Annotated in this window: 11 protein-coding genes; 3 read left to right on the top strand and 8 right to left on the bottom strand. The window is 59.3% G+C overall.

Going from position 1 to position 12,554, the window contains the following annotated elements; all coding sequences use genetic code 11:
- Positions 1-2: 2 nt before the first annotated feature.
- The 6 genes from NCR40_RS20825 to NCR40_RS20800 all read right to left on the bottom strand — a co-directional run bounded on the left by NCR40_RS20825 (position 3) and on the right by NCR40_RS20800 (position 5,938).
- Positions 3-1,262, bottom strand: a complete 1,260-nt coding sequence (locus NCR40_RS20825) for a Zn-dependent hydrolase (protein WP_250510524.1) — start codon at positions 1,260-1,262, stop codon at positions 3-5.
- A gap of 49 nt (positions 1,263-1,311) precedes the next feature.
- Entirely contained in the window at positions 1,312-2,010 is a 699-nt protein-coding gene (locus NCR40_RS20820) for an ABC transporter ATP-binding protein (protein WP_502801010.1), read from the bottom strand.
- On the bottom strand, positions 2,010-2,777 hold the full coding sequence (locus NCR40_RS20815) for an ABC transporter ATP-binding protein (protein WP_250510523.1): 768 nt from the start codon (positions 2,775-2,777) through the stop codon (positions 2,010-2,012). Before NCR40_RS20815 ends, NCR40_RS20820 begins: the two co-directional genes overlap by 1 nt.
- Positions 2,774-3,772: a branched-chain amino acid ABC transporter permease gene (locus tag NCR40_RS20810; RefSeq protein WP_250510613.1), complete on the bottom strand. Its 999-nt coding sequence runs from the start codon at positions 3,770-3,772 to the stop codon at positions 2,774-2,776. Before NCR40_RS20810 ends, NCR40_RS20815 begins: the two co-directional genes overlap by 4 nt.
- A gap of 23 nt (positions 3,773-3,795) precedes the next feature.
- Complete coding sequence (locus NCR40_RS20805; RefSeq protein ID WP_244831266.1) at positions 3,796-4,656, bottom strand: branched-chain amino acid ABC transporter permease; 861 nt, start codon at positions 4,654-4,656, stop codon at positions 3,796-3,798.
- A gap of 73 nt (positions 4,657-4,729) precedes the next feature.
- A complete protein-coding gene (locus tag NCR40_RS20800) occupies positions 4,730-5,938 on the bottom strand; it encodes an ABC transporter substrate-binding protein (protein ID WP_250510522.1) in 1,209 nt (402 codons plus the stop codon).
- A gap of 179 nt (positions 5,939-6,117) precedes the next feature.
- On the opposite strand from NCR40_RS20800, the gene NCR40_RS20795 reads away from it, so the two are divergent.
- The 3 genes from NCR40_RS20795 to NCR40_RS20785 all read left to right on the top strand — a co-directional run bounded on the left by NCR40_RS20795 (position 6,118) and on the right by NCR40_RS20785 (position 9,863).
- The gene (locus NCR40_RS20795) at positions 6,118-6,993 is read left to right on the top strand and encodes a FadR/GntR family transcriptional regulator (protein ID WP_250510521.1); all 876 of its coding nucleotides are present in this window, start codon (positions 6,118-6,120) and stop codon (positions 6,991-6,993) included.
- Between the two features lie 238 nt (positions 6,994-7,231).
- Positions 7,232-8,728 carry a sensor domain-containing diguanylate cyclase gene (locus NCR40_RS20790; RefSeq protein WP_250510520.1) on the top strand — a complete coding sequence of 499 codons (1,497 nt, stop codon included), beginning with the start codon at positions 7,232-7,234 and terminating at the stop codon, positions 8,726-8,728.
- A 124-nt stretch (positions 8,729-8,852) separates the two neighbouring features.
- Complete coding sequence (locus tag NCR40_RS20785) at positions 8,853-9,863, top strand: FUSC family protein (protein WP_250510519.1); 1,011 nt, start codon at positions 8,853-8,855, stop codon at positions 9,861-9,863.
- On the opposite strand, the gene NCR40_RS20780 is transcribed toward NCR40_RS20785, so the two are convergent.
- Positions 9,860-11,005: a DSD1 family PLP-dependent enzyme gene (locus NCR40_RS20780; protein ID WP_250510518.1), complete on the bottom strand. Its 1,146-nt coding sequence runs from the start codon at positions 11,003-11,005 to the stop codon at positions 9,860-9,862. The two genes, NCR40_RS20785 and NCR40_RS20780, sit on opposite strands and share 4 nt — an antisense overlap.
- 176 nt (positions 11,006-11,181) lie before the next feature.
- A complete protein-coding gene (locus tag NCR40_RS20775) occupies positions 11,182-12,471 on the bottom strand; it encodes an MFS transporter (protein WP_250510517.1) in 1,290 nt (429 codons plus the stop codon).
- Between the last annotated feature and the right edge of the window lie 83 nt (positions 12,472-12,554).

Genomic DNA, 12,554 nt, shown 5'->3' with positions numbered 1-12,554 from the left:
GCTTACGCTCCTTCTTGAGCCGGTGCATTTGCGGCACGCAGCATGACTTGAAGCAGCACGTTACAGCCTGCTTCGAGATGATCGGCCTGCGCATCCTCTATTTCATTGTGGCTGATGCCATCCTTGCACGGCACGAAGATCATGGCAGCGGGCGCGACGCGCGCAAGGTACACTGCATCGTGACCCGCGCCGCTTACCGCATCCATCGACGTATAGGCTAGTGCGTTGGCGCTGTCACGCACCGAATCGACCAGCGATGCATCGAACGGTTGCGGTGCAAAGTAGACCACTTCGTCTACCGCTACAGGCAACGACGACTTGGCGCACATGTCACGCAGGGCGGCATCCATCTCATCGAGCGTGGCGTCGTCGGCAGCGCGGAAGTCGACGGTTAGCTTCACACGGCCCGGGATGACATTGCGCGAATTCGGATGTACGTCCACCCAACCGACCGTACCGCGTCCATGCGGAGCATGCGAGATCGCAATGCGATTGACCTCGCGGATAAGATCGGCTGCCACGAGCAACGCGTCACGGCGCAGTTCCATCGGCGTAGGTCCTGCATGCGCCTCCATCCCCTCAATGGTCACGTCGTACCATCGTTGACCGAGCGCTCCCTGCACCACGCCAATTACTTTGTCATTCGCTTCGAGCACTGGCCCTTGCTCGATATGCGCTTCGAAATAAGCACCGACGCGATGCGCCGCGACGTGTTCACCCTCATAACCGATCGACGCGAGCGCATCGCGCACGGAGATGCCTTCGCGATCCTTTTGCATTAGCGCGTAATCGAGCGTGAACGCGCCAGCAAAGACGCCTGAGCCCATCATGACTGGAACGAAGCGCGACCCTTCCTCATTGGTCCAGACCGCGACTTCGAGCGGCGCGACAGTGCGTACATCGTTGTCGTTCAGGGTGCGCAGGACTTCGAGGCCGGCGAGTACGCCATAGTTGCCATCGAACTTTCCGCCTGTCGGTTGTGTGTCGATATGACTGCCGGTCATAACGGGAGGCAGGTCGTCACGCAAGCCCGCACGACGCGCGAAGATGTTGCCGATTGCATCGATGCGCACCGTACATCCAACTCCCTTCGCCCAAGCGACGAAGAGATCGCGCCCTTTCTTGTCGAGTCCGGTTAGCGCCAGGCGACACACGCCACCTTTATGCGTCGCGCCGATGCGCGCGAGTTCCATCAGGCTGTTCCAAAGTCGCGCGCCGTCGACGCGCAAGCCAGCATGCGCTGGCAGATCGAGCACTTGCATCGGAATTCCTTCGATAGTTGCAGATGAAAATTGTCAGCCTTCGATGAACTCAAACGACGCCGACACCTAGATAGCGGTCTTTAACGGAGTCGTCGGAAATGAAGACGTCGTTGCTGGCTTCGTACACGATACGGCCTTGCTCGATGATGTAATGTCGATCCGCAAGCTGAGTACAGACCTCGAGATTCTGTTCGACCAGCAGGATTGCCACGCCCGCTTCTCGAATCAGCTTGAGTTGCGCCACGATCTCTTCGACGATCACGGGTGCAAGGCCTTCCACGGGTTCATCGAGCATCAGAAGCCGCGGATGATTCATGAGCGCACGGCCGATCGCCAGCATCTGCTGCTCACCACCCGACAGTTGACCACCGCCATTCGTGCGGCGTTCCTTCAGACGAGGAAAGATGCGATAGATGTCCGTCAACTGCCAAGGCGATTGCTTACGGGCGCCAAGACGAAGATTCTCTTCCACTGAAAGCAGCTTGAAGATACCGCGATGCTCCGGAACAAAACATATCCCGCGCGCGGCAATCTTGTGCGGCTGCATTTTCGCTACTTCAATGCCTTTGAACTTCACACTGCCCTGTTGCGGGGTTACGACGCCGGCAACACTCTTTAACGTCGTCGACTTTCCCGCGCCATTGCGGCCAAGCAAAGTGACAGTCTCGCCGTCCCGAACACTAAGCGTCACGCCTTGCAAGACGTGACTTTTCCCATAGTATCCGTGGATATTCTGTGCTTCGAGCATCAGGCACGGCCTCCGGTAATCATGTTGCCGAGATATGCGGTACGCACGCGCTCGTCGCCGCGAATATCGGCAGGCTTGCCTTCGACCAGGACACGCCCCTGCTGCATGACCGTGATCGTGTCGGAGATATCCATCACGATATCCATGTTGTGCTCGATGAGAACGACGGTATAGTCGTCGCGCAAACTGCGGATCAGTTGCTTCATGTCGTCGAGATCGTCGATTCCCATCCCGGAAGTCGGCTCATCGAGGAAAATTGCCTTAGGACGAGCCGCGAGCGCCATGCCTACTTCAAGACGCCGCTGCTGACCATGCGAAAGCGCGCTTGCGAACGTCGACGCGAAACGTTGCAAAGAAAGGCGTTCAAGGACGGCATCCACTGTCTCGCAATGCTCGAGCGCACCACGCGGCGGCGTCCACGCATTGAGCGCGCGCTTTGCGTCCACGCCTTGAGCCGCGAGGCGAAGATTCTCGCGCACGGTCAGATTGGCGAAGAGACTCGTTACCTGGAACGATCGCGCGATGCCACGCTTCACGCGCCGATGATCGGGCTCATGTGTGACATCGTGTCCGTCGAACACGATATTGCCTGCCGTGATGGGCACGGTGCCCGTGAGCACGTGGAATAGCGTCGTCTTGCCCGCGCCATTCGGACCGATGACCGAATGGACCGTATGGCTCGCTATACGCAAGTTCACCTCGGTCAAGGCGGCGAATTTCCCATAACGCTTGACGACATTCCTTGCTTCGAGAAGGGCCGTGCTCATGTTGCCTCTCCCTGATTGCGCCTGACCGCGCGCCAGACGCGTTCGCCAAGGCCCCACAAGCCACGCTGCATGAAAAGGCTTACAGCGATCAACACGAGCCCAAGCAGGAGCAGCCAGCGCGGCCAAAGCGTGCTCAACCAATCAGCGAACAGCACATAGAAGGCCGCACCGAGGACCGATGAAAACAGATTGCCCGTACCGCCGATCACCGTCATCACGAGAATCATCTCGCTCGTGTGATAGTCGATGTTAGACAGCGGCGCGATACCGGTCATCATGGCGTGCAGCGCGCCCGCCAAACCCGTGACCGCACCGGAGATGACAAAGGCCGCGAGCTTGAAGCGCCTGACGTCGTACCCAACCGCGGCCGCTCGGGCTTCATTGTCGCGAATAGCCAGCAATGTGCGACCGAATATCGAATGCGAGACACGCATCATCAGCCAGAATGCGAGCAAGAAAAGCACCGCCACGAACGCGTAATACTGCCAGGGTGAGGTTATCGAAAAGAGCGTCTTGCCGAAGATGGACAAAGCGGGACGGGGGATATCGAGAAGACCGTTGTCACCGCCAGTTAGATCGGGCGTCGTGTAGGCGAGAAAGTAAAACATCTGGCCGAATGCGAGCGTCAACATCACGAAATAGGCACCGCGCTGACGGATGGAAAACCATCCGACGATGGCTGCGGCAACCGCTCCGGCAAGCACCGCCCCTAATAAGGCGACGGGAGCCTGTAGACCGAATTTCGTCAGGATGAGACCCGCGCTATAGCTGCCTAGTCCAAAGAAAATGCCTTGTCCAAAAGAGAGCAACCCTGTGTGTCCCAGGAGCAGATTGCACCCCAAGGCCGCAAGCGCGTAGACAAGTACTTCGGTCGCAAGCGAACCCGAACGTATCGTCATGGGCAATATGCAAACGACCAATAAGGCAAGGAGCAAGAAGCGATAGCGATGAAGCGCTTGCCGGGGCGACGAGCTTTGCGGCGCGTCGACGTCCAGCGCGTTCGAATCCTGTTTGGAAATCACACTGCCCTCCCGAGCAATCCATTCGGACGCAGCAATAGGACAGCGGCCATCGCGACATAGATCATGAGCCGCGCGCCTTCGGGCCATAACGTGCTCATCACGCTTTGAACAATACCGACCAACAAGCCGCCAACAAGCGCGCCAAGGAAATTACCCATGCCGCCCACCACGACGACCACGAAAGCCACGCCCAAAGCTTCGATACCCATGAATGGATCGACGCCGCGTATGGGTGCGGCAAGGACGCCTGCAAGCGCTGCCGTGCCCGCGCCGAGCGCGAACACGAGACTGAAGACGCGCGTCACATTGATACCGAGCAAGGACACCATCTCGCTGGATTCACTGCCCGCGCGAACGGCGCTACCGAGCCGCGTGCCTTCGAGTACCCACCAGAGAATGGCCGCGAGCACAGCCGTGAATCCGATCACGAACAGGCGGTATTTCGGATAGACGAAGCTGCCCCAGATCACGACGCCATTCAGCACATCCGGCACCGCTACGTTGTCGCCGAGCGGTCCCCATAGGATGATTGCGCACTCCTGCAGCACGAGTGCGAGGCCCACTGTCGCGAGAATATGAAACTCGTGCTGCTGCGCATAGACGTGCCGCAATACGATCTTTTCTACTATCCACGCAAGCACGCCTACTACAACCGGCACGACGATGAGCGCCATCCAGAAGCTCATTGACCACTGCATCGCCTGATAACAGAAATACGCACCAAGAAGGTAGAACGCGCCGTGCGCGAAATTCACGAAGCGCAGAAGCCCGAATACGATCGACAAGCCGACCGCGAGCAGAAAATACAGCATCCCCACGCCGATGCCGTTCACGACCTGCAACAGATAAACGTTCATGGCCTTGGCTCAAAAGAGAAACGGCGCGAACGCGCTTCAAGCGCATTCGTTTCCAGCTTGTGCCTAAGCATTGTCAAGCCATCTTGCATTGCGTCTTGTCGAGCGGAAGGAACGATTGTCCTGAACTGACGATATCGGCGTAGTCGTCCTTGTCTTTCATCTTGCTCTTTGGCTTACCCTTGAGCAAATAATAATTCTTGAGCACCTGATGGTCGCCTGCGCGGATTTCCTCAGGGCCCGTCAGACCTGAATACTTCATTCCTTCCAGCGTCGCGATGACTTTCTTGGGGTCTGCCGTACCTGCCTTCACGATGCCGTCCAGCAAAATCTTGGTACAGATATACGATCCCGCAAGACTGTAGTTCGGGTTCGCCTTGAAGGCCGCACTGGCGCGCTTGACGAGATCCTGATTGAGCGGGGAATCAATTGCGTGCCAGTACTGCGCGCCGAAATACACCCCTTCGCAGATGTCCGGACCGAGCGCTTCGAACTGCTCCAGACCGGACGCCCAGGCCATGAGAATCGTGCAGTTGTTCTTCATGCCGAAGCTCACGGCTTGTCGCAACGTATCCGACGACTGTGAGCCAAAGTTCAGAATAAGCAGGACGTCCGGCTTGGCCGCGACAGCGTTGGTCAGATATCCGCTGAATTCTTTTTCGTTTAGCGAGTGATAGCTGTTGCCCACATGCTCGATGCCCTTTTCCTTGAAGATGGCTTTAGCAGCGGATAAAAGACCATCGCCAAAGACGTATTGCGGCGTGATGGTGTACCAACGCTTGGCCTTGGGGAACGTCTGAATGAGCGGTCGAACCGTCTGCTCTATCGCGCCGAAGGTCGGCACCGACCACCGAAACGTCGCGCTATTGCAGTCTTTCCCCGTGAGCTCGTCGGCGCCCGCCGTAGTAATGAAAATGCCGCCGGCCTTCTCCACTTCCTTACCCATTGCAAGCGCTTCGGACGAAAGAATGCCGCCTGCAAAATAGCGCGCATTTTTCTGTTGGGCTATTTCCTGAACGCGACGCACCGCGGTCGCGGGCTTGCCTTCGGTATCGAGCGTGGTATATGCGAGCGGCTGACCGAGCACCTTGCCATACTGTTCGATCGCGAGCTTCATGCCGAGATCGGCGTATTTGCCGTTTGCCGCAAAGGGTCCGGACATCGGCACCGGGCAGGCAAACTGAATCGGCGAACCTTGAGCGAGCGCGCTGCGCGACATGAGCGCCTCAAACGATCCGGGAACGGCCGACAGCGCGGCCAGCTTCAACATATTTCGGCGATTCAAAATTGACGCTCCTTGAGAAGAAGACCTGCGCGGCCACCTTGCGTTTTTTTCGTGGTACGTTCATGCGTTGGTTTAGCTTCATCCTATTTATCATGATAAATAGAACGAATCCGATGCTAGGTACAATAAATTCGGGTGTCAATAAGGCAATATTCCGGGGTGTGTAAAGGAGCATCGATATGGTGATGGACCGTGCTAAGCGCGCCAGCGCGGCGGCCGGAGTCGACCCGACTCGACAGGAAGTCTCAAGGCAGCCGCTTGCCAAGCCCATCAAGCAACCCAAGCGCGCGGACCTCGTCGCTGAGGAAATCAAACGGCTCATTACGGAAAAGGATCTCAAGCCGGGCGACAAGCTGCCGCGCGAAGTCGAGTTGCAGCAGTTGTTTTCCGTTAGCAAGAGCACGATTCGCGAAGCGCTCAAGTCTCTCGAAGTGCAAGGGCTTATCAAGGTCACGACCGGTCCTTCAGGCGGCGGCACCATCGTTGAAGTGCCGCTGGATAGAACCCTTCAGCTCTTGCAAAATTATTTGTTCTTTAAGGACGTAAGCATCGACGACATCTATACGGTGCGTCAGTTGCTCGAACCCGAACTTGCTGCAGGGGCAGTGCCGCATTTGACGGAAGAGGATTTGGCCGCGCTCGAAGAAAATATAGCGAGTTGCGACGAACCCGCTTGCGCGCACGAGAGCCGGGATATTGTCAGGCAACGTCAGGAAGACGTGAATTTCCACGACATTCTCGCTGCGGCCAATCCCAATCCGTTCTTGCGGTTTAGCTGCGAGCTGATCAACGAAATGATCCGGCAACTGATCGAATTTCGAAACGATACACCGCAAGCGGAGCACGAACGTTTCGGCCGTGCAAACGTCAAGATTCACAAGGCCATCACCGAAGCAGCACGTGCGCGCGACGCTGAAAAAGTACGCGAACTGATGGTGATACACATGACGGAAGCGCCGCGCTACGTCAAACGCATGAAGGGCAAAATTCGCGGCAGGCTCATACTCGATTCAGAGATTCGCAAGCGCGTCATTAAGCGCGGCGGTAAAGCTTAAGCGAATTTCTTCTTCCGATTACAATCCTGTTGACGAGCGCGCCGCTCTCCAAGCGCGTATTTGAACCCTGTTTTTGTGGGGTTTTCGAAAGTTTCACGCTGGCAGCGTCGTGCTAATGGCGTCGCCTGAGCGAAGCGTGTCTCATGCGGAGAGATGAATGTCCCCGAGATTCGACGTCGTGCGCAAAACGGGCCGTGTGGTCCGGCGTCGGCTAGTCCGACGCAATAGCAGCGCCACGATGCGCGTGGCAGATGCCTTCTCGCGCTTTCCATTGCTTGCCGGCCTGATCGGCACGGCTATCGCTATTTCCATGGCGGTGCTTTCCTTTGCCGCGCTTTGGCAAGGCCGTGCGCAGGCGTTGCAGAACGCACATGAGGCGTCCGCCAATGTTGTCGCGACGCTCACTGCCGATATTTCACGCAACATCGAATCCATCGATCTTTCTTTGCGCACCATCGTAAGTGGAATGGAAAATCCGGCCGTGATGGCCTTGTCCGACGACTTGCGCAAGCTCGTCCTATTCGATGGCGCAACCGCGACGAATTACATAGGCGGCGCATTCGTGATGGACGGGCAAGGACGTATCGTAGTCGAGCGCGATGCGTCCGTTCCTAACGAATTGCGCTTTAAAGACCGCGACTATTTCACGGCGCACGCAGCAAGAGCCGACGTCGGGCTCTATATTTCAAAGCCGTATCAATCGCGCTTGCGCAACGGCGCATATTCGCTCGCGCTAAGCCGCCGCATTAACGCACCGGATGGCTCGTTTGCGGGCGTGGCGGTGATCGCGCTCAATATCGACTATCTCAAGGCATTACTCTCGCGCGTCAATGTCGGCCGAGCGGGCTCCGTTTTCATCGTGCAGCCAGACGGCCTGATGCTTGCCCGCAAGCCTCCCTTGCCCGCTGGCGCCTCCAGCACCGTGGTTCGCTCGCCTACCTTTTCGTCGATGACGGATCAACTCAACGGCTCTTATATTTCGACTTCGCCCCTGGACGGCGTGCGCCGCATCTATACCTTTGCGCATGTGCCGGGCACGCAACTCATCGCGGCGGTCGCGCCTGCGGAAGATGATGTACTTCAAGGCTGGCGCGAACGCAGCACGATGATCGGCGGCTTGACTCTCATGTTCGGCGCTGGCTTCATCGTTCTGTCGTGGCTGCTTGCGATCTCGTTGCGTTCGCGCGCCATCGCTCAGGAAAAGTTGCAAAGGCTCGCAGGTACCGATTCACTCACCGGTCTCGCTAACCGGCGTGCGCTGGATCGCCGTCTCGACGAGGAATGGCGACGTGCGCGGCGGGCGGATCAGCCGCTTTCCGCATTGTTCGTCGATGTCGACCACTTCAAGCTCTACAACGACACCTACGGTCATGCGATGGGCGACGATGCGCTCGTCGCCGTGGCCGATTGCATACAGCATTCAGTCAAGCGACCGGGCGATATCGTCGCGCGCTACGGCGGTGAGGAATTCGTGATCGTGCTGCCTTCAGCAGCGGAGGAAGGCGCGGTGACCTTTGCTGAACGTCTGCGGATGATGGTCGAAGCGCTCGAGATTCCGAACAGCGGTTCGCCGAGAGGCTTCCTTACCGTGAGCATTGGCTGCGCGACGGCCCATCCGCGCCATAGCGATGACGCGCTCAAGTTGCTGAACAACGCGGATGCGGCGCTCTACCGTGCGAAGCGCGCAGGCCGGAACCGGGCTGTCCACGAAAATAGCGCAGCGGGCGGCGGCTGACGCGCTCGAATCCTCTCTCGAGATCAATCGACCAGTCGCGCTCCATTGGCATAATGCATACAAAATATCGTCGTCCAGGGACCGCATGAACGCGTTGACCTTCATCCGTCGCGGACCTCGCGGCATGTTCAGCGTCCCCGAGGGGCGCCGGCTTGCACGTACGCTCCTGGGCTGCGCGATTAGTTACGGCGCCGCAAAACTGATCGCGCTTCCCGAAGGTTATTGGGCGCTCATCACCACGCTCGTCGTGGTCACTCAGCCCAGCCTCACGCAGGCGCTGGGAGCCGCGCGCGATCAGATCGTCGGCGCTTGCATCGGCGCGGTGGCGGGGGTGATCGGGCTCATCGCCATCGAGCATGGCGCCGCGCCGCTCGCCGTATTCGCGATCGAACTCGTGCCGCTCGCCGCGCTTGCTGCGGCGCGGCCCGCGTTGCGGCTTGCATGCATCACGCTTGTCATTGTCGTGCTGATTCCGACAGGCGGCGGGCCCTTGTTTCAGCGGCCGCTGCATCGCGTGCTGGAGATTCTCATCGGCGCGGCGTCCGCGTTCATCGTCGCGGCTATCTTGCCGAACCGCTCGCTTACGACCGCGCATCGCTGCGTGGCCGACACGCTGAAGTGTCTTGGCCAGTTAGTCGCCTTGCATCTTTCCGACGACGCAGACGACCATGAAGCCCGAGCGGCGCAGCTCGAAAAGAAGAGCGCTCAGGCGCAGCAAGCGCTCGACGATGCCCTCGAGGAAGCGGAGCGCGAGCACATCATCGTGCCCCTGCAAAGCCGCCGCGCGGATGCCATCGACAAGGCCGCGCCCTTTCTGCGGCGACTGCACAGCGACACCCTCTTTCTCGCCAAGGCAGTCTCGCGTGACCCGCAAGCGGCACGAAGCGATCATCTGCAACAAAGCGCTGCGGCGCTGCAGACCCTCTTCGACAAGCTCGCGCAAGTGCTCGGCAACGTGCATCGGGATGACACCGAACTCGACCACGTGCGTGCAACGTTGGAATCGCTGAAGGACGCGTGCATGAGAAGCGAAGGCTCGCACGATGTCGCGCAGTTCGTCATCAAGCTGATCGTGTCGGATGTCGATGCGTTGATCTCGGCCATCTATCCCGCCGCGCCGTCCGCGCCGGCTTAGCGCGAAAGGCCGCGGGCATCCACCGGCCACAGGTCGACGACGCGATCACCGCGATAGCACACGTATCGATCGTAGAGGTTCACGGTGGGATCGCAATGGCCGGGCGGCAGAAGCAGACGCGCGCCGATAGCATCGCTCATGTTCACAGTCGTGCCGGCTTCCAGCATGCCGTGCTCGTCGTTGGCCGATGTGTATGCCAAAGCGGGTGCATCGTCCGATGCATGCAACCAACGCACGCTGCGCGGTAAGCCAGAATCGACCGCCAGCCCCTTCAGGCCGACATCGCAGACAGCCATGCCGGGCCGCGTCGCGCTCATGATGGTCGACAAAATGAATAATGCATGCCGCCAGCGAAGTGCGCCGTCCCAATCGAGGCGCCCATAATCTCCGTCGATGAAGAGGTAGGAACCGGGCTGCACTTCGGTATAGACGCCGCTGGCCGCGTCGAACTCGACTGTACCGGTGCCTCCGCCGGTCACGATGCCGCATGCGATTCCGCGCGCTTCGATGGCATGAACATAGGCTGCCGTGCGCTCGGCGGCGCGCTGCGCTTCTTCCTTGCGGGCGCTCCACTGCACAATGTGCTGAGCGCCGCCGTGGTATGCCTGAATGCCAGTGAAGCACAGCGCGGCTTGCGCATGAATCACGTCGATGAGCGCGAGAAGGGCATCTTCATTGGTGACGCCGCACCGATGCTGGCCTGCATCGACTTCCGGCAGCACGTCGATCTCGACGCCCGCGCGTGCGGCGGCATCGCCGAGCGCTGCGACTTGCGGCAACGCGTCGACGCAAACGGAAAGCCGTACATGCGCGGCGAGTTCCACTGCCATCGCCAGTTTGTCGGCGCCCACGAATTCGTTGCTGATATGAATGCTTCGAACGCCCGCCGCCGCGAAGGGATAAGCCTCGGAGAGCTTCTGGCAGCATACGCCAACGGCACCCGCCTCGATCTGCTTGCGGGCAATGACGCTCGATTTATGCGCCTTCGCATGCGGTCGGAGCGCGACACCCTTCTGTTTCGCAAACGCCGCCATGGCGGCGAGATTGACGTCGAAAGCATCCAGGTCGAGAAGCAACGACGGCGTGGCAACGGCGTCGAGCGTATCGCCCGGACGGGCAGCGGGAGGAGGAGCGAACGTCATGCGGTGATCGGCCGGATTGGTAGACAAAATGCATGATAGCGCCCGACGGTGCTTTGCATATTGCATGCAAGCAGTACACACCCGCCTTCTGCCGCTTCGAAACATGCAAACGCGAAACCCGGCCACCGTGAATGCGCACGGCACCAGGTTTCACTTACAAGGTCGGCCCGGCGCGCTCAAACGTACTTTCGCGCCGGTGTTGTGCCCGGCTTCTCCTCGTCGACTTCGAGCGCTCGGTCCGGACGCATCGTGAACGAGAGGATGATGCCCGCCGCCATCAGAATCATCGACACGGTGAAAGGCAGATTCCAGTTGCCGGTGCGGTCGATCAGCCAGCCGCCCACCACCGGACTGATGATCGCCGCGAGCGCCGAACCTGAATTCATAATGCCGGATGCCGTTCCCGAGTGCTTCGGAGCGATGTCCATTGGCACGGACCACATTGGACCGATCGTCATCTCATTGAAGAAGAAGCCGGCCGAGAGGCAGACCGCGGCAAGCGTGATCGAGATGTCGGACACGAGCATGATCGGCGCAAGCGAAAGAAGCGTGAGCAGCATGCAGACGCCGACCATCACGTTACGAGCCATGCGCACGTTGCCGCTCTTGCGAAGGATACGGTCCGTGAGAGAGCCGCCGAGCCAGTCGCCCAGCACGCCCGCGAAGAACACGCCTGACGCGAATAGCGCCGACTTGCCGAGTTGCATGTGATAGCTGTGCAGGAAGTATTGCGGAATCCAGCCAAGGAAGAGCCAGAGCACCCATCCGTAGCAAAAATAGACGGCGGTCACGGGTGCCATGCGGCCGAGCAGAATGCGCCACGGCACCGGTGAGCGCTGTTTCACGCCGGAATAGCTCGAAAGCGTCGCACACTCCCCTTCGGTGATACGCGGATGATCGCGCGGATTATCGCGGAAGTAGAAGACCCACACGAGCGCCCAGATGAAGCTGATGATCCCCGTGATGATGAACGCGCCGCGCCAGCTGGTCGCGACCATGAGCCACACGATCAACGGCGGCGCGACTGCATTACCAATGCGTGATGCTGCATGCGTAATACCTTGTGCAAACCCGCGCTGATCGGCCGGCATCCAGTTGGACATGGCACGCGTTGCGGTGGGAAAGGTCGCGCCTTCGCCGAGGCCGAGCAGCACGCGCGCGACGATCAGCGAAAGAAAGCCGCCGGACAAGCCGGTGAGCACTGTCGCTCCCGCCCAGATGATCGCGCAGAGCGTGAGCGTGCGGCGCGGACCGAAGCGGTCGCCCACCCATCCGCCGATGATCTGAAACACGAGATACGGATAGGCGAATGCCGAAAACACGAAGCCTACCTGCGTGTGCGACAAGCCCAGTTCGGCGCCGAACTGGCTTGCCGCGGTGCTTACATTTACACGGTCGATATAGGTGATGAAATACATCGCGCAAAGCAGCAACAGCACGCGTGTGGTGGCTCGACGGAACATCATCGTCTCCTTGAGTAGTGGCGAGCGTGTCCGAGGCGTGTGGCGCGATGCCAGATGCCCGTGAACGTGGCCTGCAAATCTGATCT

This window comes from Caballeronia sp. GACF4 (genome assembly GCF_023631025.1).
Taxonomy (GTDB): domain Bacteria; phylum Pseudomonadota; class Gammaproteobacteria; order Burkholderiales; family Burkholderiaceae; genus Caballeronia.
This window is presented reverse-complemented; position numbering and strand designations above follow the sequence as displayed.